The organism is Sphingobium algorifonticola (assembly GCF_004005485.1).
Taxonomy (GTDB): Bacteria; Pseudomonadota; Alphaproteobacteria; order Sphingomonadales; family Sphingomonadaceae; genus Sphingobium; species Sphingobium algorifonticola.
Window position 1 is genome coordinate 420,963 of the sequence record NZ_RZUL01000002.1, and the last position, 24,645, is coordinate 445,607.

24 protein-coding genes and 1 tRNA gene are annotated in these 24,645 nt (G+C 61.0%); 9 read left to right on the forward strand and 16 right to left on the reverse strand.

Going from position 1 to position 24,645, the window contains the following annotated elements:
- Positions 1-121: 121 nt before the first annotated feature.
- Together ENE74_RS07070 and ENE74_RS07075 are read right to left on the reverse strand one after the other, a co-directional pair.
- Positions 122-976 (reverse strand): hypothetical protein, encoded by an 855-nt coding sequence (locus ENE74_RS07070; RefSeq protein WP_206517660.1) that lies wholly within the window; start codon positions 974-976, stop codon positions 122-124.
- 81 nt (positions 977-1,057) lie between these two features.
- A complete protein-coding gene (locus tag ENE74_RS07075; protein WP_241241871.1) occupies positions 1,058-2,329 on the reverse strand; it encodes a S8 family serine peptidase in 1,272 nt (423 codons plus the stop codon).
- 126 nt (positions 2,330-2,455) lie between these two features.
- Between ENE74_RS07075 and ENE74_RS07080 the strand changes: the two genes are divergently transcribed.
- A complete protein-coding gene (locus ENE74_RS07080; RefSeq protein ID WP_127690191.1) occupies positions 2,456-2,944 on the forward strand; it encodes an RNA polymerase sigma factor in 489 nt (162 codons plus the stop codon).
- Positions 2,941-3,630 (forward strand): anti-sigma factor, encoded by a 690-nt coding sequence (locus ENE74_RS07085; RefSeq protein ID WP_127690192.1) that lies wholly within the window; start codon positions 2,941-2,943, stop codon positions 3,628-3,630. Before ENE74_RS07080 ends, ENE74_RS07085 begins: the two co-directional genes overlap by 4 nt.
- A gap of 270 nt (positions 3,631-3,900) precedes the next feature.
- On the opposite strand, the gene ENE74_RS07090 is transcribed toward ENE74_RS07085, so the two are convergent.
- The 3 genes from ENE74_RS07090 to ENE74_RS07100 form a co-directional block, all read right to left on the reverse strand.
- Positions 3,901-5,157 (reverse strand): MFS transporter, encoded by a 1,257-nt coding sequence (locus ENE74_RS07090; protein WP_127690193.1) that lies wholly within the window; start codon positions 5,155-5,157, stop codon positions 3,901-3,903.
- 198 nt (positions 5,158-5,355) lie between these two features.
- On the reverse strand, positions 5,356-7,626 hold the full coding sequence (locus ENE74_RS07095) for a TonB-dependent receptor (RefSeq protein WP_127690194.1): 2,271 nt from the start codon (positions 7,624-7,626) through the stop codon (positions 5,356-5,358).
- Positions 7,627-7,674: 48 nt separating this feature from the next.
- Complete coding sequence (locus tag ENE74_RS07100; RefSeq protein WP_127690195.1) at positions 7,675-8,916, reverse strand: ester cyclase; 1,242 nt, start codon at positions 8,914-8,916, stop codon at positions 7,675-7,677.
- Between the two features lie 247 nt (positions 8,917-9,163).
- On the opposite strand from ENE74_RS07100, the gene ENE74_RS07105 reads away from it, so the two are divergent.
- A complete protein-coding gene (locus ENE74_RS07105) occupies positions 9,164-10,021 on the forward strand; it encodes a nuclear transport factor 2 family protein (protein ID WP_164847401.1) in 858 nt (285 codons plus the stop codon).
- 9 nt (positions 10,022-10,030) lie between these two features.
- On the opposite strand, the gene ENE74_RS07110 is transcribed toward ENE74_RS07105, so the two are convergent.
- From ENE74_RS07110 to ENE74_RS07120, 4 genes are all read right to left on the reverse strand, one after another.
- The gene (locus tag ENE74_RS07110; RefSeq protein ID WP_127689637.1) at positions 10,031-10,243 is read right to left on the reverse strand and encodes a hypothetical protein; all 213 of its coding nucleotides are present in this window, start codon (positions 10,241-10,243) and stop codon (positions 10,031-10,033) included.
- Positions 10,244-10,308: 65 nt separating this feature from the next.
- Positions 10,309-11,259, reverse strand: coding sequence for a hypothetical protein (locus ENE74_RS07115; protein WP_127689639.1), 951 nt, complete (start codon positions 11,257-11,259; stop codon positions 10,309-10,311).
- 437 nt (positions 11,260-11,696) lie between these two features.
- The gene (locus ENE74_RS18185; protein ID WP_164847384.1) at positions 11,697-11,873 is read right to left on the reverse strand and encodes a hypothetical protein; all 177 of its coding nucleotides are present in this window, start codon (positions 11,871-11,873) and stop codon (positions 11,697-11,699) included.
- Positions 11,870-12,844 (reverse strand): IS1595 family transposase, encoded by a 975-nt coding sequence (locus ENE74_RS07120; protein WP_127689641.1) that lies wholly within the window; start codon positions 12,842-12,844, stop codon positions 11,870-11,872. Before ENE74_RS07120 ends, ENE74_RS18185 begins: the two co-directional genes overlap by 4 nt.
- A 73-nt stretch (positions 12,845-12,917) precedes the next feature.
- On the opposite strand from ENE74_RS07120, the gene ENE74_RS18645 reads away from it, so the two are divergent.
- Entirely contained in the window at positions 12,918-13,049 is a 132-nt protein-coding gene (locus ENE74_RS18645) for a hypothetical protein (protein WP_277601359.1), read from the forward strand.
- Between the two features lie 5 nt (positions 13,050-13,054).
- Here the strand turns inward: ENE74_RS18645 and ENE74_RS07125 are convergent, their stop codons facing one another.
- The gene (locus ENE74_RS07125; RefSeq protein WP_127690197.1) at positions 13,055-13,927 is read right to left on the reverse strand and encodes a substrate-binding domain-containing protein; all 873 of its coding nucleotides are present in this window, start codon (positions 13,925-13,927) and stop codon (positions 13,055-13,057) included.
- Positions 13,928-14,245: 318 nt separating this feature from the next.
- Entirely contained in the window at positions 14,246-14,527 is a 282-nt protein-coding gene (locus tag ENE74_RS18190; protein WP_164847402.1) for a hypothetical protein, read from the reverse strand.
- Positions 14,528-14,539: 12 nt separating this feature from the next.
- On the opposite strand from ENE74_RS18190, the gene ENE74_RS07130 reads away from it, so the two are divergent.
- A complete protein-coding gene (locus tag ENE74_RS07130; RefSeq protein WP_164847403.1) occupies positions 14,540-15,316 on the forward strand; it encodes a hypothetical protein in 777 nt (258 codons plus the stop codon).
- Between the two features lie 159 nt (positions 15,317-15,475).
- Here ENE74_RS07130 and ENE74_RS07135 read toward each other — a convergent pair whose 3' ends face one another.
- From ENE74_RS07135 to ENE74_RS07145, 3 genes are all read right to left on the reverse strand, one after another.
- Complete coding sequence (locus ENE74_RS07135) at positions 15,476-15,655, reverse strand: hypothetical protein (RefSeq protein WP_206517661.1); 180 nt, start codon at positions 15,653-15,655, stop codon at positions 15,476-15,478.
- A gap of 378 nt (positions 15,656-16,033) precedes the next feature.
- A complete protein-coding gene (locus tag ENE74_RS07140; RefSeq protein ID WP_241241872.1) occupies positions 16,034-16,270 on the reverse strand; it encodes an Arm DNA-binding domain-containing protein in 237 nt (78 codons plus the stop codon).
- Between the two features lie 164 nt (positions 16,271-16,434).
- A tRNA-Cys gene (locus ENE74_RS07145) sits at positions 16,435-16,508 on the reverse strand.
- A gap of 225 nt (positions 16,509-16,733) precedes the next feature.
- Here ENE74_RS07145 and ENE74_RS07150 point away from each other — a divergent pair.
- From ENE74_RS07150 to ENE74_RS07170, 4 genes are all read left to right on the forward strand, one after another.
- On the forward strand, positions 16,734-17,390 hold the full coding sequence (locus ENE74_RS07150; RefSeq protein WP_420902568.1) for a protein-L-isoaspartate O-methyltransferase family protein: 657 nt from the start codon (positions 16,734-16,736) through the stop codon (positions 17,388-17,390).
- A 49-nt stretch (positions 17,391-17,439) separates the two neighbouring features.
- The gene (locus ENE74_RS07155; RefSeq protein WP_127690593.1) at positions 17,440-18,870 is read left to right on the forward strand and encodes a TolC family outer membrane protein; all 1,431 of its coding nucleotides are present in this window, start codon (positions 17,440-17,442) and stop codon (positions 18,868-18,870) included.
- A 66-nt stretch (positions 18,871-18,936) separates the two neighbouring features.
- Positions 18,937-19,596, forward strand: a complete 660-nt coding sequence (locus ENE74_RS18195) for a DUF2497 domain-containing protein (RefSeq protein ID WP_164847404.1) — start codon at positions 18,937-18,939, stop codon at positions 19,594-19,596.
- Positions 19,597-19,679: 83 nt separating this feature from the next.
- On the forward strand, positions 19,680-22,583 hold the full coding sequence (locus ENE74_RS07170) for a valine--tRNA ligase (RefSeq protein ID WP_127690200.1): 2,904 nt from the start codon (positions 19,680-19,682) through the stop codon (positions 22,581-22,583).
- Positions 22,584-22,623: 40 nt separating this feature from the next.
- Here the strand turns inward: ENE74_RS07170 and ENE74_RS07175 are convergent, their stop codons facing one another.
- Complete coding sequence (locus ENE74_RS07175) at positions 22,624-23,868, reverse strand: 2OG-Fe(II) oxygenase (protein WP_127690201.1); 1,245 nt, start codon at positions 23,866-23,868, stop codon at positions 22,624-22,626.
- Positions 23,869-23,968: 100 nt separating this feature from the next.
- The gene (locus ENE74_RS07180) at positions 23,969-24,628 is read right to left on the reverse strand and encodes an arylesterase (protein ID WP_127690202.1); all 660 of its coding nucleotides are present in this window, start codon (positions 24,626-24,628) and stop codon (positions 23,969-23,971) included.
- Positions 24,629-24,645: the final 17 nt, after the last annotated feature.

The following is a 24,645-nucleotide window of genomic DNA, read 5'->3' on the forward strand; positions in this document are numbered from 1 at the left end:
GGAAGCGGCAAGAGCGCTGGAAGCCGTCAAATGGTCGCAGGGCAATTGCGATGACAATGCAGTGTTGAGGCAAAAAGAGGTGGGCACACGGATAGCGTATGCCCACCTTTCTAAGGCGAGGTCACTGCACGTCGGTTCGCTGATCCGCGCGATCGTTGCCGCCGCCGGCCTTGCCCTGCTTCCTAGCTTCCCGGTTCACGTCCGATTTACCCATGCCGGAGACAAGTGCATCGCCGCTGCCGCTGAAATTGGCGGCCGGCAATGTCGCCGTGTGGTTGCCGACATCGACCAGCACCTGCTGCACGACGCCCTGACCGCTGGTGCGGACATCCTGTACGGTGCCTATCACCCGGCCACGCGCATCCTCCACCGCCATGCCCGGTTCGATCGCGAACATGCCTGCGCCATTGGCCGCGCCGGATCCGGCAAGCGCCAACTGGCCGAGGCTGCCCTGCGCCGAACCGCTGCCCTGACCGCTGCCCGATACACCACCGGTGGAATTGACCGCATTAAGGGCGCTGTTCTTTGCACCATTTGCGGTGCCGCGCGCTGTATCCGTCGCCTGCCCGGCGGTGCCACGCACGGTGCCCACGGCCTGACCCGCCGTATTGCGAACGGCATCGGTGCCGACTGCCTGCACATTCGCACCGCCACCTGCCGAACCGGAAGCATTGCCGCCGGTAGCACCCGATACCGTGCGGCCCAGGATTTTCGCATCGCCTGCGGCAGAACCGCTGGCGCTACGGCTGGTGCGCGTATCCAAGCTGGCGGTGCCCGCGCGGCGATCGACACTGCGGTCGATGCGGGTTTCACCCGCGGTGCTGCCCACGCCGCCCAGCGATCCGGTGACACCACCGACCGTACCGCCCAGATTACCACCAAGGCCGCCACCGCCGCCGCCCAGAAGCTGCGCCGATGCCGGGGCCGCGATGGCCATGGCCACAAGGATGCTCGTCGTTTTCAGAAAGCTCTTCATGTCAATTCTCCCAGATAAACCGCTCTTGGGAGGACAACGGAGGCCGCGCAGGATTTAATCCCGGCAGTGCCGAAAAAAATGTCAGCGGGTGCGGCAGATGCCGCAGATCAGCCCGCGACCGTAGGTCTTGTCCGCGCCTTTGCCGCCCAGATCGCGGGCTTCGGCATCCAGCGCCCGGATGGCCGCTGCCCGGCGTGCCGGGTCCGCCACCGGATAATGCTGCACAAGCCGCGCGGCGACCAGCGGCGCGGCATAGGATGTTCCCCGCACCCGCACGGTTTTGCCGCCCGGTACCGCCGCCAGCATGTCCGCGCCCGGCGCGGCATAATCGAGATGCTGCGCCCGCCCGGCCTCCGGCAAGGCGCGATCCCGCCCGTCCACCCCCGTCACGGCGATAACGCCGGGGTACGACGCGGGAAAGGCGGGCGGTGCCGCCGGACCGTCATTGCCGACAGCCGCCACGATGACCAGCCCCTTGCCCTGCGCGCTGGCAATCGCTTTGCCCAGCAGCGGATTGGCCGGGCCGACCAAGCTGATCGTTGCCACCGGCACGCCGCGCCGCACGAACCAGCCCAGCGCCCGCGCGATCGCCGTCGCATTGCCGCCTGCCGGATCGGTGCCATAGACGTCCGCCACCAGCAGTGCCTTGCCCGGTGCGGCCCCCCGCACGCTGCCCGATCCGATTAGCAGCGATGCGATCGCCGTGCCATGCGCGCTGGCGGAGGGCGCACCGCGCGTGAACCCTTGCGCCTCGACAGGGCTGGTGATCGCGGGATGGGTGGCGACGCCGCCGTCGATCATGCCGATGGCCGGCCTGACAACCGCACGACCGGATGACTGCACCCCGGCGGCAATCTGTGGCGCAGAAGCACCGCTCTGCACATAGATGTTGTCCGCACTGATATCCGCCGCCGGAAGCAGCGTGCGCAGCGCCTTGATCGCATTACCCAGCGATTGCCCTTTCGGGACGGCAAGGCGCACGATGTCAATGTCGATCCCCTCGATCGTCTCGCGATCCATCAGCGCAAAGCCCGCCTGACCGGCGGTCGTCACATCCGCAGCACTCGCCCCCGTCACGATCAGCACGCCGCTGACCGCCGGATTGCGCCGGTCGTCAAAGGCGACGCTGCCCCGGCTCTCGCGTACCAGCGCCTCCAGCCGGTCCAGCCGGATATCCTGCAACCGCTGCGTCAAAGCCCCGACCGGCAAACTGTCCAGATCGGGCAGGGACAGGCTGTCAATCGTGCGCCCCACGATACCGCCCGGTGCCACAATCTGCGCCGCCGACATCGCGGGCACGGCCCCCGCAACGCACAGCGCCATATATTTGGCGAACGGGATCAGCGATTTCATAGTCACCGGCATAGCCTTTGCCTTGCGCAAGGGAAAATATTTGTGCTCTTTTCAGAAGCGTTCAGGGATTAAACGCACGGGTCCATCCGTTTCATCCCCGGTAATCAATGATTGGAAATCTGCCTGATGGCGTTCGAGCGCGATTTGCTGGCCTTGCTTCCAAGACTGCGGCGCTTTGCGATGAGCCTGTCGCGCGATGCGGCGGATGGCGACGATTTGTGCCAGGCGTCGATCGAGCGCGCGCTCAAGTCGCGCGACCAGTGGCAGGCAGGAACGAGACTGGATAGCTGGATGTACCGGATCATGCGCAACCTGTGGATCGACGAAGTGCGCGCCCGCACACGCCGTAGCCAGACCTTCGTGGCGGAGGACGCCGGGCTTGCCGTCGGCAATGATGGCGACCGGCAAACTGAAATGGCGGTCGAAATCGGTAATGTCGGTCGCGCCATGGAGAAGCTGCCCGACGAGCAACGCGAAGTGATTGCGCTCGTCCTTGTCGAGGGCTTTGCCTATCGCGAAGCCGCCGAAATCCTCGACATCCCGATCGGCACGCTCACGTCGCGCCTGTGTCGCGGGCGTGAGGCATTGATAGTCCATCTGGGAGAAGCGGCATGACGATCGATCCGGAAACGCTCATGGCCTATGCCGATGGCGAACTGGACGCCGTGAGCGCCAAGCGCGTCGAAAAGGCAATCACGGCACAGCCGGAACTGGCCGCGCAGGTTGCCGCGCACCGGGCCTTGCGCGCCACACTGGCCGATCATTTCGCGCCGGTGGTCGAGGCACCTTTGCCCGATCGGCTGACGGCCCTGCTCGACGATCGGGTCGTGCCATTCCAGCCCGCGCCGCGCAAAGCCACCGTCTTTCAGGTGCGGAACCTCGCTGCAATGGCGGCGGCGCTGGTGATGGGCCTGTTGCTGGGGCAAGTCGTCTCTCTGGGAGGATCGGCAACCGTCGGCACCCGGCAGGGCGCCCTTGTCGCACAAGGCGATTTGGCCAAGACGCTGGATATGCAACTTGCCTCCACACAGCCCGCCGATGCCGCAACTCGCATCGGCCTGACCTTTCGCGATCGGGAGGGACATGTTTGCCGGTCCTTTGAAAGCCCGGCTCTATCAGGCATCGCCTGCCGCGCCGAAGATATATGGCGGCTCAAGCGGACAATCGATGGCGACGCGCGGGAGATGCAGGCCTATCGCCAGGCGGGGAGCGCGGAAATCATAGAGGCCGCGCAGAACATGATGGCCGGGGCACCTATGGATGCCGAGGCAGAACGCAAAGCAAGGCAAGCCGGATGGTGATAGAGTTGTAAGGCTTTCTCGCGTTAACGACACCTTCCCGGTAGTCCGGCGGCCAGATTTCGCTCCTCAGCAGCGGACTGTCAGTTATTCCACGGCAAGCGTCCAACGATATCAGATGTTCGGACATGTTGATCACTCAACCCGATAATCTGGGCAGTAGCCTTTCAAATGCTGGGACATAATGCAGACAATTGGCGCGAAGGGTAATCTCAAATGTATGCTGCTTCGTGTCACTGTAGAACCGCGTTCAAGACCGCCAAATCCAACTGATCATTCCGGGGCAAAACCCTTATACCGCCGCCCAGTGCGCAATGTTTCGGGCAAGCGCGACCAGATCAGCGCCGCGGCGAGGAAACTCAGCGGGGCAAATGCCATCCCGAAAGCAAGGGGCGCATGCGCCGCGACCGCCGTGACCGCCAGCGGTGCGAACATCGAAATCACATGCCCGCCATGGAACAGTGATGTGCCCATCGGCCGCAGACGGACCGGAAACAGCTCGGCAAAATAGGCAGCCCAGCAGTTCGTGCAGGCGAGCCCGATGGCATAGAGCAATTCGACCGCGATCAGCAGCGGCATCCAGCTCGGCGCAATCAGAAAACCCGCGACGCAGATCGCAGCCAGCACAAAACCCAGCAGATTATATTTGCGGCCATAGCGATCCGCGACGATACCCCAGATCACGGTTCCTGCCAGTGTTCCTACACCATCGACAGCCACAATCACGCCAATCATCTCTTCACTGAACCCGCGAACATTGAGCAGATAGGTGGTGATGAAGCCGCTGTAGAACTGATAAGCGCTGAAATTGAGCCCTGCGATGACGATGCACGCAATTGTTATGCGTGCACGTCGGCCTTTCAGCATCTCGCGCCAGGCCCCGCGCTCGCTGTTGCTTTCGGCCGATGTCTCGTCATTGCCATATACTTGGAACCTGCGGTCGTCCGGCAGGAACAGAAGGGTCGCCAGGGCGACAGCCAGGGGCAATATCGCCGCGATGCGAACAAGCGTCCGCCAGCCATTGTCGCCCAGTATGGAACCCAGAAAGCCGAACGTCATCAGCGATACGGAAAACATCGCCATGTTGACCGACAGCAGACGTCCACGCAGGCGGGGCGGAAAGACGTTCGCCAGCATCGTGATCGAAGCGATATAGCATCCGGGCAATGCGATGCCGATGATGAAGCGCGTCACGCCCCATGGCCAGAATCCGACCATGGCTTCATTGGCGAACGTGCAGGCACTCAGGATCAGGCTGCAGGCGACAAGGGCTGCTTTCGATCCGTATCGCGCGACGAGCGATGGCATGACGAAGGAACCGATTATCACGCCTGCCGCCTGCACGGAGTAGAGCAGAGCCGTCTGCTGCAACGTCATTCCCGCATCGCGTATCAGGAACGGGCGGACATAATCGACCAGGATAAAGCTGTAATTATAGGCAAGACTGGCGATTAGCATCACGGCGTAGATGACAAACTGCTCGCTGCGCCGCAGATCGTCGGCCCGCCGCAATGGAAGCGCCTCCGTCACCGCACGCTTTCGTGCAAGAGAAAAATGATACCACACGCAGGCAGGGTGACGCGCGCCCTGACCGTTCCGTCAAGACGCGCGCCCGTGAAGGTGCTCAGCATGTGCATAGCCCCGGCATGACGAGCAGTGGTGTTCTCCCGACATGATCGGTCGACAGCAGCGTCGCGATGCTTCCGATCATGTGGGCCATCCTTACTCTCACTGATATCTGAAGCTCAAGCGAAGGCCGTAGAAACGGGGCTGCTCATAGCTTGTAATCAGCGTCTGGGACCCGAATGCGCCGTAATTCAGCACAGCCTCGTTGGTCAGGTTGGTGACAAAGCCCTCCAGAGTGAGGCGATCATCCAGCGTCGTATAGCCAAGCGAGGCATCCACCGTTTGATAGGCTGGTTGGCGGTCGATCGGCGTATTGTAGTCGGTGTTGTAGAACCCTCCGGAAAGGACCGCGCTGACACGCGGCGTGATCGTGCCGAAGCCTTCGATCCGTGCATCATAGGCCGCGCCCACGGTGAACTTGTAGGATGGTGTGCGCGGGATGCGGTTGCCCCTGAAATCCAGTTGCTGATTGGGATAGAAGCGCGACGGCCGCCCGAAGAAACCAAAGTCGGTAAACTTCGCATTCTGCAGCGTGGCAGTCGCATTGAGCGTCAGTTCAGGCACGGGCTTGATGACCGTTTCCGCCTCAAGACCATAGGCACGTGCCGCACCCGCATTGATGACGGCCGATATCACCGAAGTGCTGGGCGCAGGCAGCGGAAACTGGCTTTGTATCTGCAGGTTCTTGAAATCATTGTAATAGGCTGACAGGTTCAGTTCGACCTTGTTGTCGAAGAACCGGTTTTTGGAGCCGACTTCATAGGCCGTTACACGTTCCAGGTCGAAGGTCGGCGACACGCTGCTCACCGTCAGCGACGCAACGTTGAACCCGCCGGAACGGAAGCCTGTCGAAACACTGCCATAAAGCAGATTTTCGCGGGTCAGGAACAGTTCCGCACCCAGCCGCCAGGTAAATCGCTTGAACGTGTCGCTGTCTTCCGCCGATCCATAATCGGCGAAGCTGTCGAAGGACGCCGCGCTTATCCCTTTCCTGTCGCGCGTATAGCGTCCACCTGCCGTCAGGCGCAGCGCATCGGTGACATAGAGCGAGGCCTGCGCATAAGCGGCGATCGAATTGGTGCGCAGGTTGTTCGGCGCGAAAAAGTCATAGCCCGGCGATGTCAGCGAGAACTGGTCGAAATAGCGGTCGCGATAATAGAACAGCCCTGCGACCCAGCTGAATGGCTTGGTTTCCACTCCGCCGATCTGAAACTCCTGCGTCAGCGTCTTGGTATTGCGATCCTGAAGATATTCGGTGTCCGGCGATCCGACGGCCTCGCCCGTATTGGAGCGATATTTGAATGTCTGGTAGCTCGTCACCGAACGCAGAAAGATGCTGTCGTTCGCCCAGCGGATCTGGGCATTTCCGGCATATTCGTTGAGGCGCGCTCGCGGCTTGAAGGACGATTCCCATTCATAGGGCCCGGTCGAAAGCTGCCGCCCGACGTCAAAGCCGTTAATGTCGGCCACACCGTCTCTGAGCGCGGTAAAGAATGGCAGCGGCGTACCGCTCAGGCTTCCAAGACCAGTCGCCGGATCGATGATGAGACCACCCTGCTTGTAGCCATAGGCCCCCGCACCGGTCCCGCCCTCATGCCAGTAGGTGCCGCGCAGGATGACTTCAAGCTGGTCGGTCGGGGTCCAGCGCAACGTTCCACGCAGATAGCCCGTCTTCCTGTCGTAAATGTCGTTTCCGGGCACCACCACATTCTTGACATAGGGGTCGCGCGTTTCCGCCATGCCCGCGACACGCAGGCCGAGCGTATCGCTCAACGGCACACTGACGAATGCCTTGGTCTGTACACGGTCGTAATTGCCCAGGGTGATGTCGATCCCCGCTTCGGTCTGGTTGCCGGGAACGGCATTCACGATGGAAATGGCACCGCCGAAGGTGTTGCGCCCGAACAAGGTACCTTGTGGCCCACGCGCGACTTCCACCCGTGCCACATCGACGAAGGGATGGCTGGCCTGAACCGCGAGCGATTGGTACACGTCGTCGATATAGAAGCCGACGGTCGTGTCGCCGTTACCGTCGACCGCATCGGTGCGTACGCCGCGAATACCCGGGCGGGTATCAAAGCCCGACTGGCCAAAGCTCAGCCCCGGCGTAAAGTTCGAAAGCCGCGCAATGTCACGCACGTCGCCCTGAGTCAGGGCCTCCTGTGACAGGGCGGTTATCGCGATCGGCACATCCTGCAACCGCTCCTCGCGGCGTTGCGCGGTGACGACGATATCGCCCACGCCGCCGGTGCTGTCAGCATCGGCCTGGGCGGTAGCGGCGGGACGCGGCGATGCGGAAGTGTCCTGCGCAAGCGCGCCTTGGTTCCAGGCAACAGAGCAGAGTAGCATGGTAAGAAAGTGCGTATTGCGCATGGCCGTCGTCCCCTTTTTGGCAGATAGTCTGATTGTCGCGATATTTCCCTAGATTGGCTCGCTGGCCATGATCTGCTGGAGCAGGTCGAACTCGTTGAACATCATCCACTCTTCGCGGATGCGTCCGCCCTGAATGCGATATTGGTTGATGCCCCAGATGCGGCATTGCCGTCCGGTTGGCTGTCCGTAGACGCCAAAGCCGCGATGCGTGCCCACGGCGGACCAGCGAAGCGAGGCGAGATACCCCTCCTCTTCATTGCCCATCCAATAGACTTCCTCGACCTGGGTGGCGATATCCGGGAACATCGCGATCAGGCTCAATATGAAGCTCTTGTAGGCGGAAAGGCCGCGAAGCTCCCGGTCGGTCGGCCCGTGAAAGGCAAGCCGGGGATCATAGAGGCGATCGAGGGCCGCCATGTTCCGCCAGTTCCATACGTGATGATGGCTGTGGCGCAGCTCACCCTCTATGTCGAAGCCGGATGTCTTGGCGAGCGCCATCTGCCGCGGCTTGCCTTGGCCCTGCAACCTTGTGCCTTCTGCGGGCTGAACGCGCGGCCCGCCTTCCCGCACGCGCATGTCGCCGAACTCGCGAGCCTTGTCGAACAGGTTATAGCCCATCTGCTGCAGCATCGCGGACTGATTGTAGATGACCCATTCCTCATGGATCTCGTTCGCCTCTGCCAGACAATTGGCAATGCACCACAGGTTGATGCGCTTGCCTGTCGGCGGCCCGAAGCGGCTGTACCCGGTGTTGGTGCCGGTGATGACCGTGCGGTGTGAGGTAAAGAACCCGGTATCCTCGTTGCCGGCCCAGATGATTTCGTCCGCGTACAGGCGAATATCGGGAAAGGCATTGATCGTGTGAACCGTGTCCGCAACGATCTTGTCGCGGCCATATTGCAGCCCCGCATCGTCCTGCACACGGCAATTGTGCCGATAGGTGTCGTAAATGTAGCCGATGTCCTTTTCTTCCCATATCCGATGGGTGATGCGGACAATGTAATCTATGATGTCGACATATTGGTCCTCGAAGCCGCGCATCGGCTGGCGCCGGGCAACATCGGGCACGGCGAGCATTTTGTCGGTGCCGCCGCGCAACGCATCGCGCAGGGAAATGGCATAGTCATGCGGCATGGCGGACAATGGAACACGCAACGTTCCGTCAGAATTATCTGCCTTGCCAGCCGCGCTACCCGCCGCCTTGTTCGTTCCGATCGGCGTCGGATGCGTATCGGCCGACAAGCCTTTCTCTGTGCGCTGCTTGAACATTGCCGCATCCGTATCGGCCATACTCAGTTCCTCAATCCGTGTTTTTCCATATTTTGGAGAAAAACATAATTCATGAGGGAGCGCAAGTGCCTGTTTTAGAATTATTTCAGTAAATTTTGTCTATATTTTTCAATAGAATTGAGGATTTTTTCAGATTCAGGAACCGCTTGCTCTTCTCCTGAATGTGGTTATTTTACCAAAGTTACAGGAACGCACTCTGGAGAAAATGATGCTGAGCCACTCGCCTGGCGATACAAAACGTCAGATCATGACATGTCTGCGCCAGCTTGCGCGCGCCACGCCTTCAGAACTGAAAGCCGTCGCCAGCACGTTTTTCGCGCCCGACGTGGCCTATATTGCCGGCTGTCCCGTAAACCAGATGCACGGGCTGGACGAGGTGGTGGAACGGCATCTCGCGCCGATGAAGTCGGCGATGCCCGACCTTGAGCGCCGGGACGACATCCTGATGAGCGGCCACTGGAACGGTGGCGACTGGATTTCCGCCACAGGCTATTATTATGGTACGCTGACAGGCGAGTGGTTCGGCCTGCGGCCCAGCCAGAGCTGGCTCTATGTGCGCTTCGGTGAGTTCTACCGGATCGAGAACGGCCGCATAGTCGATGCCTATGTCATTTTCGACTGGATCGACGTGTTTCGGCAACTGGGCATCAACCCGCTTCGTCCCGCACTGGGTGTAGAGGGCCTGTGTCCGCCCCCGCTGGCACAGGATGGTCTGGTCCTGTACGATGCCGACCCGGCGGAATCGGTGCAAAGCCTCAAACTGGTCGAAGCCATGATCTTCGAGGGCATGTGGGCCTTTGACGGCATCAATCACGAAACGATGCGCTTCCATGATTTCTGGACGCCCGACATGATGTGGTATGGTCCTGGCGGCATCGGCACCACGCGCGGCATCGACAATTTCTATCGCTATCATGAAGGGCCGTTCAATGAGGCCTGGCCCGATTTCAAGGGCGGCAATCATGTCGCGCGCTTCGGCGACGGGCCTTTCACCTGCTCCACCGGCTGGCCCAGCATCCGCGCAACGCACACGGGCGGCGATTTCCTGGGTCTGGCACCGTCGGGCAAACCGATGGGTTCTATATACGTGCTTGACCCAGATTGATGATGGCATTTAGTCAATTGTGTCGATCCAGCGCCAAGCGGCCCCAAAAATGGTGATGGCGATTATCGCTAACCCAAGCTGAAAGATGCCTCGAACATCACCATACTTATCGAGCAAGATCACGTCAGGCACCACGGCTATGATGCCTTTTACAACAACGACAGCCGCCAACGCGCTGCCACAGGCACCCGCCACGCTTCGTTTAAAATCCTGATTGGTCATGGGCCTCTCCCGTTAGAGGTCAATTATCACAAAAAAAGCCCGGCGGGTTAGGCCGGGCTTTTCAATCAGTCGTCCTTCTGCTTGCCATCGTCACCCTCCGGCAACAACGGCATTAACTTAGCAAGCCGCGAGATGAGCTCAGTAAGATGCCACTGGCTCGTAATCTTCGTATTGATCGTAACACTATCAAAGTCGAACACTGGCTTAAGGTCGTTAGTCGATGTGGCGACCTTCGCTTGCTCAAGAGGAAGGGTCGGCGGTTTGCGATCCTGACCATCCGGATGGTCAACGATTTTTACTTGTTCCATAGAATATCCCGTCTCGGTTCCCTCGACAAAGAACCAAGCGCCATCGGGCGTGGTGGCTCGTACGCGAACTGGTTTCGCGAACTGAAGCTGCCCTCCCACCTCGACTTCCACAAAATCACCTACGCTTGGTTTGGGCGTATCTACCATGTCTGGCTTACGCTGTGAACCGTTCTCGTCGGGCTTTTGCGTCGGCTTATCCATCCCGGCATACATAAATGACGAAATGAAGTTGGCCACTGCGGCTTCAGCCCCCTGCTGATTGAAGCCCTTCTCGGATACCAGCCAATATTCCATTACCGTCTTGTCGGGGAGGATGGGGCCATATGTGTCATAGAGCTCCGCGAAAACAGGCGGCTCAATCACAGCTTGCGCCATCGCTCGCTCACGATCAGGTGACCCCGGACGCTTGTCTAGCGCAATCCTGCGAGCCAAATCTGTTAGCTGGACTCGCCTGTCGGTCCCTTTCCCAACGTATTCCACTAGTCCGTATGAATTTAGCGCGGCCATCGTCTGTCGAGCACCACTGCTCTTTGGAGCGTAATTCCACAGCTTGTAAAAGGTTTCAGGAGAGAGTTTCGTTCTCTCCGCACCTTTTGCGGTGATCTCGAAGACCCGATCGAGCGCTCTCTGCAAATCTATGAAGGGGTAGCTTGGCCCCCTGCCAACGGTGAGCTTTAGATCGTCACCAGCGTCGATATCATCAGCCATCACATAACCCTCTCAAGTGTCGATGGATACAATAAGCCTTTTTCTAGTAATATGTCTAGAAAAAAGCCCTTCATGCCTTTTTTGGGCTCTTCGGCAAATTATGCCTCTTGCCACATGCTTGGTAGGTCGTTAAGCAATACGACGTCGGACTGAACGAAAGCCGACCCGGAGATCGTGTTTGATGTGATAGTGGAACGGACACCGCGACCAACGAAAGGCCGCCAGAAACGGAAAAGGCCGGAGCAAAGCCCCGGCCATCCGTAGTTTCAACGGGCGCTAAGCGCTGCGTTTCCACCGCTGTGACAAGCAAGGAATCGCACGGTTAGCGCCCAAATTCAAGGAAAAAGCAAATGCGCTTCATCCAGGGATATTACCGCATCAGGCGCTGTCGCGTCGAACGTGTGCGGTGCTATTATCGCCGCCGTTAATCCAGAGGATTAGTCACCGCCCTTAGTGGGCTTTTCATCAACACCTAGGGATCGCTTCTGCGGTCCCTTTTTTTGTCTCAGCTTCACGTTGTCCGGCAACTCGTCGGGATCGACGCCTATGAACCTTTCGAGCGCTTCGGCGAGCGGCATGTCCAGCCCAAGGGGCTTCTCTCGCTTGCCGCTCATGCCTTCAAAGCCTTGTAGGTGAGGCGTCCGGCGGTCTGCGCGAGAAGGGCGTTCACGCGGTCGCCTTCGCCCATGCTGCGGAGATTGAAGCGCCATGTCATCTCGCCAAGGTAGGCGTTCAGGTGCTTGGGCGAAAGGAAATGGTGAGTGCCGATGATTTGACGCTTGAACAACGCCCAAACACTCTCAATCCCGTTAGTGTGCAGGATATAGTGGCGCACATACTCGCCAGCGCTGTGGTTTACGCGGTGGTGATTGTAGGCGTCGGACAGGCCGACGAACGCGCCATGCTCATCGGTCATCAGGTTAGCGCCCGACTTCACATTGTCACGGATGACGGTCTGGACGGCCTTGGCGCTCAGGTTCGGCGTGGTGCCGGTGCGCAATTCGCCGTCGCGTTCCAACATACCAAGAACGGCAACCTTACCTTTGCCACCTTGTTTGCCGCCGGTGCGCTGATGAGCGTGCTTATTCTTCTCTTTGCCGCCGATGAAAGTTTCGTCGGCTTCTACAATGCCGTCCAGCGGGCGGTTGAAAGACTGGGTTTTGATCGCATAGCGCAAGCGGTGGGTCATGAACCAAGCCGTCTTTTGCGTAACGCCGATATCCTTGGCGAGTTGGGTGCTGGCGATGCCTTTCTTGTGCGATGTGATAAGCCAGATCGCCAGCATCCACGAGCGCAGCGGGATTTTGCTGTCTTCAAAGATCGTGCCGACCTTTATGGAGAAGCGCTTGCGGCAGGCATAGCACTTGTAGGTGTTGGTCGGAGTTTTAACCTGATTTTCGCCAGCGCCAACAACGCGATTCATGCGCCCAATACGGTTGGCGTCCGCATTTTTGCAGAGCGGACAAAAAGCACCGTTTTTCCAGCGGATCGCCGTAAAATGGTCGATCGCGGCCTGTTCGTCGGGGATTACGGCCATCATCTGAAGGATGGTGTCAAACTGCTGAATGGCGGGTTTCTTGCTCATGCAGCCTGATTAGCACGCTCCCCGCCTTGGGTCAAGCATGTATATAAGTCCCAAACCGATCACGATGCGGGTCATGGACTGGTGGCGGCGGGACGGCGACCGGCTTTCGGAAAACTGGATTTTCATCGATCTTCCGGACCTCTTCCGGCAACTCGACCGAGATATTTTTGCTGAAGCGCGTGAACGCCAGCGGCCGATCGGGTGAGCGCCTCAGCCCGCCCGTCGCATCGGCAATGACGCCTTGCGTACGGGCTTTTCCAGGCGAGCCGTGCGTCCTTCGATCAATTGCGCGCCATAGAGACGGATTTCGGGCGGTCCGCCGGGTTCTTCTATCCGGTGCAGGAGCAAGTCTACAGCCGTGTTCGCCAGCAGGTTCAGCGGCTGGCGCATCGTTGTGAGCTGATAGGACGGCAGCAGCGCCGTCTGCGTGCCGTCGATGCCGACAATCGATAGATCCCGTGGCACGCGTATCTGAAGATCGCGGGCACGATCCAGCGCGCCGATCGCCATGGCGTCGTTTACGGCGATAATCGCGGACGGCTTCGGCTTCATGCGCGCGAACAGCGCGTCTATCGCCGCCGCGCCACTGGCATAGCTGTAATCGCCACGCTCCACTTCGATGGTGAGTGCCCGGCTGCGTTGCAATGTGCCGATTGCGCCGGCCGCCCTTTCCACGCCGACCAGCGAATCATCCGGCGACGCAATGATGCCGAAACGGCGATGCCCGGCGTCCAGAAGCATCGTTGCCAGCATGTGGCCGCAGGCCGCATGATCGCAGCTGATCGAATCGACGGTCGGGCCCTGCGCATGGCAATTGTACAGAAGAAGCGGCACGCCCCGTTCCGACGCGCGGGCAATTTCCCGCTCCGATGGTCGTGCCGCCGCAATGACTCCTGCAACGTCAAGCCGTTCGATCGCGGCCATCGCCATGTCCGCATCATGTTCATGCTCTATGATGTACAGCACGAACTGCATGCCCTTGCCTTGGAGGGCTGTTGCCAGTTCGGGCAGCAATTCGGGATAGGCCAGTGTCGTAGCGCGGGCAATCACAAGCGCGACAAGAGGAACCGGGGTAGCTGACATTGTGATGTGTGCAGTGCAGTTGAGGACGGGCCGATCTTATGTATCGTCCTAGGGGGGCAGGTCAACGTGGGCGACTGCTTGGAGTCTGCGTGGAATCCGGAGTATTTGAACAAAAAGTTGTCCCGAGGAATTTAGAATACACGATGAACCCGGGTAAGCTCCAATTCTGCCGAAATAAATGGGGCATAACTTCCCCATCAGGACCGTTGTTTAAGGCTCCACTCCAAAGCCTGCTCCATACAAAATGTGAGCGTCTCATTCTGATGTCGACCGGCTCCTGCATTGAACGCGTACAGTTCTAATGCATAGGCGCGATCCTTACACCTCAGGGCGGAGATTGCCAGGCTCCAGGCCAGCGAGCCGCAACTGGAAGGCTGGTTCGAGGACACGGACGGCCAGAGGATCAAGCAGATCAAGCGGATCGACGCGACGCTGAAACGCTACGACGCACTCGCGCCCGAACTGGTCAAGGAGCTGGTCACGCGGGTCGGTCAGGCCAATCCGGTGGCCCGCCTCACGCCGCCCCCGGCGGCAAAGGCTCCGACGCAGCGCACGGGGGCGGTCGACATCGCCAAGATCGGCCGTGACTTCGAGCGTCACCTGTCGCCGCTCATGGCCCGCGCTATCGCCAAGTATGAAGAGGACTATGCCGCCTGGCTCGAGCAGGTTCATGGTCAGCTTCGCGATCTGCATATCACCTGGCGACGCCGCCGCGAGTGGCCGGGCGCCCTGTTCATGGGCGTCAACAAGGGTAACCGGCGGGCGTTGAAGGCGCTGGTGGAGCTTGCGGTTGGCGGCAAGTTCACGATCCGGCGCCTGAAGAAATGGACCGGAGACGCCAAGACGGTAGACGACCGGAAGCGACGTGCCGAGCTGAGCATTCCGATGCCGCCCGCACTGCCCATCGCGTCGACCCTTGCCGCAAACTTACTGGGCTCCGCCAACCGCGACATTTTCGGTCCAGATCGCACTCCGCTCCTTGATCCTCTGGCTCGTCTCAACACCACCCGCGATGCAGACGCCTTCTGTTGGCGTACGGGACGCGAAGACCCAACCGATCGGCTGGAACTTGAGTGCGAGAACTGGCGGCATCAACGCGAACCGGAGGATTTCGCGTTCGAGATCGGCGGCAGCGATACCGAGTCTATCGAAGGCGTGGTGGCGGGCACCCTCAGCGCCGCCAATCTGAGCGCCGCGGTGCAAGCCCGCCTGCCGGTGCGGATCGCGTTTGCGGACCAGCCGCTCGAACCGATTGCCGAACAGATGGTCGCGGAGTTCGAGCGCGTGTCGCAGCGCTGGCGGCAAGCCCAGAAGATCGTCGAGCCTCGCGATGCGCAAAGCGAAGCCGACGCAAAAGCTGACACAACTCCTTACCCCGGAAGATGGTAAACCGGCATTGGAGCGGCTGCTAGAGGGCGTTATCCTGTTGATGAGGATGTCGCCAGATTGGGCATCGTTTAAGCTAAGGTTGGATGAATATTACCCGCGTTTCGGAGATACGTTGCAGCTTCCGCTAGAGAGCGGAACGTATTGCTTCCCTGCGCCGGACTAGGAATCTTTCGCCCACCGCTTAGCTGCCGCCTTCTGCGCAATCTCCTTGCGCCGCTCCGGCGTCATATTCTCAGCGCGCTTCTTGCCTCCAGCGCGGCCCATTTCAGCCGCCGCGCTGGATAGCTTTTCGTCGCGTTCGTCCTCAACCTCGCCTGTAGCGATCTTGCCGACCAGCACGGCTAAGCCGATCGCGGCGGCTGGGCGCTTCTCTCCGCGTGGACCTTTAGGCAAGGTACGGCCTCCAATTCTCGGCTGTCATAAGTGTGTTGCCAGCGAAGTGTCCCCGCCGCACAAGGCGCGAGGTTGAGAATTCTCTGGAATAAATCTGATCGCAGTAACCGCAGCGGATCGCCCTTGCAATCCATTCGCCGGTAACGCCTGCTGCCTCTAGTTTCTCGGCTGCAATATCGTGCTGCGGTCTACCATGCCCGCCGCTGCATTCAGCGGGGCACGGATTTGATGATCTTGCCATATAAACCTCCATGCTTTCCGCTAAGCATATAGGAAGAGGCGGCTGGATGCGACAGGCAAGGCGTCAATTTTCAAAGTGAGACACTACCCATGAGCCAGTTGCCTACGGGCCGCACCCCGGGCAGCGCGCGCCTCGGCCAGCGTAATCTCGGGATGCGCCCCTAGCGACAGTTTCCGCTCCACGCCGTCGATACGGCATTTGACTCGCCACAGCTTGCTGCTTCGTGGATTCACGAGCAAATACAAACCTTGGGAGTCTGTAGCTTTGTAAGGCTTATCTGCGGGCTTCGCATTGCGGATAGCGGTATCGGTTAGCGCCATTGGGGGCCTCGATTCTGCTGGCGCCTTTCGAAGCCCCCAAATTAGGCCCCCATCATCCGCAATTGCAGGCAAACAGGGGCCTCCACTGACAATCAGCGAATGCCCATAAACTACCGGAAATCAGGGATTTTTCAACTGTTGACCGACGTCGCTGGACAGGATTTTGGAGGCCCGAGCCGGAATCGAACCGGCGTGCAAGGATTTGCAGTCCTCTGCGTAACCACTCCGCCATCGGGCCAAACCGTGTCGTGGGAGGTGCGCAATGCGCAGGCTGGGCCATAAAGTCAAGGGTGCCTATCGGCCGGGCAGGCCCATTGGGCGCGGCCATAGCATGAGCGGCCCCGCATGAAAGGCCGTTGCAGTGGCGCAAAAGCGACTTGGCGCGACGAGGCAGGTGAATTAGAGGTCTGCAAAGTCATTTGCTGTATTGCGTTGGCAACACAGTTATGCCAATCGGAGATCTATGGTGACGGAACCCAATTTTGCGGCCATGCGCGCCGCCATGGTTGAAAACCAGCTTCGCACGAGCGACGTGAACGATGTTCGCGTGATCGCGGCGATGGCGCAGGTGCCGCGCGAGGCGTTCGTGCCGGTGACACGGCAGGCGATGGCCTATATCGACCGGCCCGTGCCGCTGGCCGACGGACGTGCGCTCAACCCGCCGCTCGCAACCGGGCGGTTGCTGACCGAAGCGGCCGTGCGGCGCGGGGAAAAGGTGCTGCTCGTCGGTGCGGCAACGGGATACACTGCCGCGCTGCTCGCCGCCATGGGCGCGCAGGTAACGGCCGTGGACGATGCCGCCTTGCTGACGCCAGATGGCACATCGTCAGTCGCGCCGCTGGCAGGCGTCACACTGGCACCCGGCACGCTTGCGGGAGGCGCGCCTGCCAATGGCCCTTATGCCGTCATCATCATCGACGGCGCGATAGAGGAAGTGCCCGGTGCGCTCGTTGAGCAGCTTGGCGATGGGGGACGGATGGCGACAGGGCTGATCGACAAGGGCGTGACGCGCCTCGCCATCGGGCGCAAGAGCGGGGATGCCTTTGGCCTTACGCATGTTGCCGACATCGAAATGGTCGTCTTGCCCGGATTTGCCCGCCCGAAAACCTTCGTATTTTGAGAAAGTCCGGCATTTGAAACGTCTTCCAGTCCGAGCGCAGCGCCTTGCCATGCTGCTGGGGAGCAGCGCCGTCCTAGCCGTGCAGTCTGTTCAGCCGGTGTCGGCAGAGACGTTGCAGGATGCGCTGCTCAAAGCCTATCAGACCAACCCGACGCTGACCGGCGCGCGGGCGGGGCTGCGCGCTACGGATGAGAATGTGCCGATCCAGAAAGCCGCCGGCCGACCCAATGTGCAGGCCAGTGGCTCGTTCACCGAAAGCATCCTGAAGCCGACGATATCATTTACCGCTCCGCAGCGGACGGTTAATGCGCAAGCGCAGCTCAACGTTCCGATCTATTCCGGCGGAGCGGTGAAGAATGCCATCACGGGCGCCAAGACGCGAGTGGAGGCAGGCCGCGCCAATCTGCGTGGCACCGAGGCGTCGGTGTTTTCGCAAGTGGTAGCGGCCTACATGGACGTCATCCGCGACAGTGCGATCGTTGCCCTCAACCGCGCCAATGTCGGCGTGCTGGATGTCAATCTTCAGGCGACCAACGACCGGTTCGAAGTCGGCGACCTGACGCGCACGGACATTGCCCAGTCGCAGTCGCGCCTGGCGGTTGCCCGCAGCGATTTGCAGACAGCAGAGGCCAATCTGATCCGCTCGCGCGAAAACTACATCGCGCTGGTCGGCACGGTGCCGGACGATCTGGAAACGCCGCCTCCCTTGCCCGGCCTGCCTGAAAGTCCCGATCTGGCGGTACAGGTCGCCGTTGCCGACAATCCCGACATTCTTGCCGCAAAGAAGCAGCGGGAGGCGGCCGTATACGACGTGCGCGCGGCGCGTGCGGCGGCCAAACCAACTGTTTCGGTCTTTACCCAGGGAGCCTATACCAATTATCTCACTACGCTGAACGGCGGGACCGGGGCGCAAGTCAACGAAACGGCGTCTGCTGGCGTGCAACTCACCGTGCCGCTTTATCAGGGCGGACGCCCGGCGGCGCAGGTGCGGCAGAATCAGGCGCTCGAATCGCAGGCGATCGAGCGCGAAATCGAAGCGGAGCGGAGCGTGATTTCGCAGGTCCGCGCCTCTTATGCGAGCTGGCAGGCCTCGCTCCAGACGATCGTGTCCAGCCAGGCGGCGGTCGATGCGACCGCGCTGTCGCTCGAAGGGGTGCGGGCGGAAAATTCGGTCGGCAGTCGCACCATCCTCGATATCCTCAATGCCGAGCAGGAGGCGCTTAACGCGCGCGTCCAGCTCGTTTCCGCGCAGCGCAATGCTTATGTGGCGGGCTTTTCGCTGCTCGCGGCAATGGGCCATGCGGAAGCCGACGATCTTGGCCTGGCCAGCGGGACGCTGTACGATCCGGTGCTGAATTACGATCGCGTCAAGAACAAGCTGCTCGACTGGGGCGGCGACCCCCGGCCGCAGCCCGTCGCCACGCGCACCGTTGACACACCCGCACAAAACGCCATGGTGTCGCCCGACGCCGCAAAATGATGGTTAACGCCGGGTGCGGACCATGGCGGCGAACGGGTCGAACAAGGGTGAAGTGAGGGGTACGCAATGGGGGACATGACCAAGGAACCCTCGATGGAAGAGATACTCTCCTCCATCAAGCGCATCATCGCCGAGGAAGGTGACGAAGCCAGCCGGGGGATTTCCGCCCGCGCACCCAAGCGTGGCAAGCCTGCCGAAGACACGAGCCAAGCCACTGATATCGAAGGGCGTGACGTCATCGAGACGGTCTCTCTGGCCAGCTATGCGCGGCCCGAGGAAGTGCTGGAGCTGACCGAGGCGCTCGACCCTGCCGGGCCTGCCGCCCATAGCGAGGAACCTTTGGCCGCGCCGTCGGTCACGCCTGCTTCACCGCCCGCACCGGAGGCAAATGTGATGGCCCGCACCGCAATCAAGCCTGCCCCCGAATCGGTCGCGGCAGGGACCGTTGCGCCTGAAGCCATTGCAGCTGAAAACCCTGCTCCCAAATCCGGCGCGGCGGAAACGATGCTGTCGGTCGAAAGCGAAGTCGCCACGCGTCATTCGCTCTCCGCCCTGTCCGCCATGGTGGTGAAGCCGCAGGAAGGCGGGCGTGACAATACGCTCGAATCGCTGGTGCGCGAGTTGCTCCGCCCGATGATGAAGGACTGGCTGGACGCGCACCTGCCCGATCTGGTGGAGGCGATGGTCGCCAAGGAAATCGCGCGGATTACCGGACGCGCCCTTTAAGATCCTTTGCCGCACACCGGTCTGCGTAACGCCGGGCGGACATTGGCTTTGACGGGTTCGTCGCAATCGCTAAAGGCAGTCGGATGACCGATCTGCCCAAGACTTTCGACCCCGCGACTATCGAATCCCGCTGGTATGCCCATTGGGAGGAAAACGGCCTGTTCCGCCCGGAACGGCCCGATGCGCAGCCGTTCACCATCGTCAATCCGCCGCCCAATGTCACCGGCAGCCTGCATATCGGCCATGCGCTCGACAACACGTTGCAGGATATCATGATCCGTTACGAGCGGCTGCGCGGCAAGGATGCGCTGTGGGTCGTCGGCACCGACCATGCGGGCATCGCCACGCAGATGGTGGTCGAGCGGCAGATGAATGCGCGCGGGGAAAAGCGCACCGATTACACGCGCGACCAGTTCGTCGAAAAGGTGTGGGACTGGAAGCGGGAGAGCGGCGGCACGATCACCGGGCAATTGCGGCGGCTGGGCTGCTCGATGGACTGGTCCCGCGAACAGTTCACGATGGACCCGCATTTCTCGAAGGCGGTCACGAAAGTGTTCGTGGACCTGTACAATCGCGGCCTCCTGTATCGCGACAAAAGGCTGGTCAACTGGGACCCGGGCCTGAAAACCGCGATTTCCGATCTGGAAGTCGAGACGCGGGAAGTGAACGGCAAGTTCTGGCATTTCCGCTATCCGCTGGCCGATGGCGTGACGCTGGATGCCAATGGTGACTTGGGGGGGCGCGACCATATCGTCGTCGCGACAACGCGGCCCGAAACGATGCTGGCCGACATGGCCGTCGCTGTGAATGCGGCGGACCCGCGCTATGCCTCTGTTGTCGGCAAGCATGTGAAGCTGCCTATCACCGGCCGCTTGATCCCCATCATCACCGACGACCATGCCGACCCGGAACTGGGCAGCGGTGCGGTGAAGATCACGCCGGGGCATGACTTCAACGATTTCGAGGTCGGCAAGCGGGCCGGGATCAAGGCGGGCGACATGCTCAACATGCTGGATGCCGATGCGAAGGTCGTCCAGTGCGGCGATATTCCTGAGGAGTATCTCGGCCTGGACCGTTTCGATGCGCGCAAGGCAGTGGTTGCGGAAATGGAGAGGCTCGGCCTGCTCGACAGGATCGAGGACCGCGTGATCCAGACGCCTTATGGCGATCGCAGCGGCGTAGTGATCGAACCCTGGCTAACCGACCAGTGGTATGTCGATGCGGCGACGCTGGCGAAACCGGCGATCGAGGCGGTGAAGACCGGCGCGATCGAGATTGTGCCCAAAACCTGGGAAAAGACCTGGTTCAACTGGATGGAGAATATCCAGCCCTGGTGCGTGTCCCGGCAACTCTGGTGGGGGCATAGGATACCGGCTTGGTTTGGGCCGGCGAAAACAGAAAACGGCATTGCTACATTTATGGAACAGCAGTTCCATGCTGATGGTTCCTTCACGGAAACGAGCAGTTCAAAGAACGAAACCTTTGTTGCGCTTACTGACGCTGACGCAATCTCGGCTGCTCAGGCTTTTTACGGTCAGCAGTTTAAGATCGAAATTGATGATCGCTTTCCGCGTGCGTCTAGCAGCACCATTTATATTGTGCGCGATCCCGACGTCCTAGACACATGGTTCTCCTCCGCCCTCTGGCCCTTCGCCACGCTGGGCTGGCCAACCGAAACTCCGTTCGTCCCGAGCGAAGTCGAGGGACAGGCGGCACGCGCTGCACAGGGTGTCTCGACTTCGCTCGACACGAACGGGAAGGGGATTGACGCCGCGGAAGGGGAGAGGGGGAACCTGGTTGCCCGCCATTACCCCAATGACCTGCTCATTTCCGGGTTCGACATCCTGTTCTTCTGGGATGCGCGGATGGCGATGATGGGGCAAGAGTTCATGGGGGATGTCCCTTGGAAGCGCCTCTATCTCCACGGCCTTGTCCGCGCGGCGGATGGCTCGAAGATGTCGAAGTCGAAGGGGAATACCGTCGATCCGTTGGGCCTCATCGATGCATACGGTGCCGATGCGCTGCGCTTTTTCATGAGCGCGATGGAAAGCCAGGGCCGCGACATCAAGATGGATGAAAAGCGCGTCGAGGGATATCGCAACTTCGCGACGAAGCTGTGGAACGCCGCGCGCTTTCTGCAATCCAACGGCATCGGCGCATCGCAATCGGTCACCGCGCCGACCGCGACCTTGCCCGTCAACACATGGGTCATCGGCGAAGTCGTCGATACCGTGCAGGCCATCGACAAGGCGCTCGCCGACCTGCGCTTCGATGCGGCGGCGAACGCCATCTATCATTTCGTCTGGGATCAATATTGCGACTGGTACATCGAACTGACCAAAGGGCAGATCGACGAGGAGACGCGCGCTGTCGCTGGATGGGCCTTCGACCAGATTCTCGTGATGCTCCACCCCTTCATGCCCTTCATCACCGAGGAACTGTGGCATGCGATGGGCGCGCGAGAGAGCGACCTCATCGTTGCGCAATGGCCGCAATCCGTAGTCGCGGATGATGGCGAAGCGCGCGCCGAGATCGACTGGCTCATCCGCCTCGTGCAGTCCGTCCGCACGGCCCGCACCGAACTCAACGTGCCGCCGGGCGCAAAGATGAAGGCCATCGTGCGCGATGCCTCAGACGCAACGCGCGCGCGCCTGGACCGGCAGCACGCGTCGCTGGCGCGGCTGGCGCGTATCGAGGCGGTCACGTTCGGCGATGCCGACGAAGCGGGTGCGGCGCAGGTCGTCGTCGATGAAGCGACATATATCCTGCCGCTCGAAGGCGTGATCGATCTCGCTGCGGAAAAGGCGCGCCTCACCAAGGCGATGGACGCCGCCGCGAAGGAACGCGACGCGCTGGCGGGCCGCCTCTCCAACGCCAGCTTTGTCGAGCGGGCCAAGCCCGAAGCGGTCGAAAAGGCGCGCGCGGATCATGCCGAGAAAGCGGCCGAGGCGGAACGGCTGGCGGCCGCACTGGCGCGACTGGGGTAATCGGCGGGAACGGGCGGTCTCCGCCTTCACGCTCCTGCCATCAGACCTTCGCGGGGCGCTTTGCCTTGGCTTTCGGTGCGGCCTTGGCCGGGGCCTTGCGTACGGTCTTGCGAGGCACCGGCGCGGGTGCCTTGGCTTCCTTGTCGCTCGGTTCGAACCAGCCGGGCGCGGCTGTTACGGATTTGACCACTGATTTGCGCAGTGCAGGATCGGCCAGATGCTGCGCATTTTCGAGCCGCACCTTGGCGGCGGCTTCATCGTAGAGGAAGGGCAGCAGGGCATAGCGTTTGCCGCGCGTGATCGGCGTCGCCTCGTGCAGCAGCGAACAGGAGAAGACGATCGCCCCGCCGGTCGGCGCGCGATAGGTGCGCGGACCGAATTGCGGGAAGCGCAGGTCGCCACCGTCATAATCCTCGGCATTGAGGTTGATCGTCACGGCAAAGCGGCGATGCGCGGTGCCCAGCGTCGTATTGTCCTTGTGCGGGCGGAAATAGCCGCCGGTCTCTGCATCGTAGCAGGCGAGCAGATAGCGTTCCATGCGCGTCACCCGGAACTGGAAGGCGCGTTCGATCGCCGGTACAACCCGGCGCATGATCCGCTGTTGCAGGGCGGCGCGCAGATGCGCGTCCTCGATCGAACAGTCGGCGCGCCGCTTGTGGTTGTAATCGACGACCAGAACGGTCTGCCCCGTGGCATGGTCGGTCTTCATGAAGCCGCTGTCCTCGACACCGCGTGCCTGCGCATAAGCAATGAAATCGCGGCACAGCGCCGGTTCGATGACATTGGGCACCAGCAGAACGGGTGCCCACTGGTCCGCCATTTCGGTGGGGGTGGGCAAGGCAGCGATCGCTTCCCGGATTTGCGCCATATGGGTGGCGGGATCGACGATGGGGATGATCGCCTGCACGCGCAGGGCGGGATCGAGCACGAAACTCATGAGATGCAGCCGCTCGACCTGACTATCGACCGCGCGCACCGCCCCGAACTGACGCGCGAGGTTGCGGTCGAAATCCCACAGGATGCGGATGCCGGGATAGCGGTCTGCAATCAGCGGCGCGGTTTCGTCCTGCGGATCGTTGCTGACGAGAAAACAGGAAGCGAGGACATCGTCGAACGGACCCGCGTCGCGAAAAAGCTGCTCGAAAAAGGCAGCCATGCCCGGTGTCCGCGCGCCGCCGATGAACGTCATCACGACATGCCGTCCGGCGATGCTGTCGAGAACATAGGCCGGGTTTGTCGCGGATCGCGCGATGAGGGACGGAACCGGATCGCCAACAGTCAACATGTGCAGCAGCCTATGGCGATATGGTTAACGAAAGTTTATCGGCAGCACAATCCCCACCCCAACCCCTCCCCTCCCCTCAAGGGGAGGGGCTTTATTCAGGTCATAACAACCCCTTCACCACGGGCGCGACGCCGCGCACCACCACCCCGACACCCTGTGCAGTGGGATGCAGATTGTCCTTCAGCAGCAGCGACCGGTTTCCCGTCACACCTTTCAGGAAAAAGGGATAGAGCGGCACGCGATACTGTTTGGCGAGGGTCGGCCAGATGGGATCGAACTTGGCACGATAGGCACTGCCAAGATTGGGCGAGGCCAGCATGCCTGCGAGCAGAACCTTGATATTCCGGCGTTTCAGATCGGCGAGAATGGCGTTCATGTTCGCGCGCGTCTGTACCGGGTCGATACCGCGCAGCATGTCGTTGCCACCCAGCTGAACGATCACCAGATCGGGCTTGCGCCCCAGGGACTTGAGCACCCAGCCCAGCCGCGCCTTGCCCTGTGCCGTGGTATCGCCCGATACGCCGGCATTGTGGACGCGCACGGCGACACCCTGTCGGCGCAGGGCCGTTTGCAATTGCACCGGGAAACTTTCGTTGGGCTTGAGACCATAGCCTGCGGTCAGACTGTCTCCGAACGCCAGCACGAGCTTTTCCGCCGCCTGCGCCGGGAATGCCGCCATCAGCCCGATCATCGCGCCCACTTGGACAAGATGCCGCAATGCACCATATAGTCGTGACCGGCCACCTGGCTTGCCTTGCATCAGAAAGTCTCCATCAT

Coding starts and splice junctions, on each gene's coding strand:
- ENE74_RS07070 (WP_206517660.1), bottom strand. CDS start 976: ATGAAGAGCTTTCTGAAAACGACGAGCATCCTTGTGGCCATGGCCATC.
- ENE74_RS07075 (WP_241241871.1), bottom strand. CDS start 2,329: ATGAAATCGCTGATCCCGTTCGCCAAATATATGGCGCTGTGCGTTGCG.
- ENE74_RS07080 (WP_127690191.1), top strand. CDS start 2,456: ATGGCGTTCGAGCGCGATTTGCTGGCCTTGCTTCCAAGACTGCGGCGC.
- ENE74_RS07085 (WP_127690192.1), top strand. CDS start 2,941: ATGACGATCGATCCGGAAACGCTCATGGCCTATGCCGATGGCGAACTG.
- ENE74_RS07095 (WP_127690194.1), bottom strand. CDS start 7,626: ATGCGCAATACGCACTTTCTTACCATGCTACTCTGCTCTGTTGCCTGG.
- ENE74_RS07100 (WP_127690195.1), bottom strand. CDS start 8,916: ATGGCCGATACGGATGCGGCAATGTTCAAGCAGCGCACAGAGAAAGGC.
- ENE74_RS07105 (WP_164847401.1), top strand. CDS start 9,164: ATGACATGTCTGCGCCAGCTTGCGCGCGCCACGCCTTCAGAACTGAAA.
- ENE74_RS07110 (WP_127689637.1), bottom strand. CDS start 10,243: ATGACCAATCAGGATTTTAAACGAAGCGTGGCGGGTGCCTGTGGCAGC.
- ENE74_RS07115 (WP_127689639.1), bottom strand. CDS start 11,259: ATGGCTGATGATATCGACGCTGGTGACGATCTAAAGCTCACCGTTGGC.
- ENE74_RS18185 (WP_164847384.1), bottom strand. CDS start 11,873: ATGAGCGGCAAGCGAGAGAAGCCCCTTGGGCTGGACATGCCGCTCGCC.
- ENE74_RS07120 (WP_127689641.1), bottom strand. CDS start 12,844: ATGAGCAAGAAACCCGCCATTCAGCAGTTTGACACCATCCTTCAGATG.
- ENE74_RS18645 (WP_277601359.1), top strand. CDS start 12,918: ATGGACTGGTGGCGGCGGGACGGCGACCGGCTTTCGGAAAACTGGATT.
- ENE74_RS07125 (WP_127690197.1), bottom strand. CDS start 13,927: ATGTCAGCTACCCCGGTTCCTCTTGTCGCGCTTGTGATTGCCCGCGCT.
- ENE74_RS07130 (WP_164847403.1), top strand. CDS start 14,540: ATGGCCCGCGCTATCGCCAAGTATGAAGAGGACTATGCCGCCTGGCTC.
- ENE74_RS07140 (WP_241241872.1), bottom strand. CDS start 16,270: ATGGCGCTAACCGATACCGCTATCCGCAATGCGAAGCCCGCAGATAAG.
- ENE74_RS07150 (WP_420902568.1), top strand. CDS start 16,734: ATGGTGACGGAACCCAATTTTGCGGCCATGCGCGCCGCCATGGTTGAA.
- ENE74_RS07155 (WP_127690593.1), top strand. CDS start 17,440: ATGCTGCTGGGGAGCAGCGCCGTCCTAGCCGTGCAGTCTGTTCAGCCG.
- ENE74_RS18195 (WP_164847404.1), top strand. CDS start 18,937: ATGGGGGACATGACCAAGGAACCCTCGATGGAAGAGATACTCTCCTCC.
- ENE74_RS07170 (WP_127690200.1), top strand. CDS start 19,680: ATGACCGATCTGCCCAAGACTTTCGACCCCGCGACTATCGAATCCCGC.
- ENE74_RS07175 (WP_127690201.1), bottom strand. CDS start 23,868: ATGTTGACTGTTGGCGATCCGGTTCCGTCCCTCATCGCGCGATCCGCG.
- ENE74_RS07180 (WP_127690202.1), bottom strand. CDS start 24,628: ATGCAAGGCAAGCCAGGTGGCCGGTCACGACTATATGGTGCATTGCGG.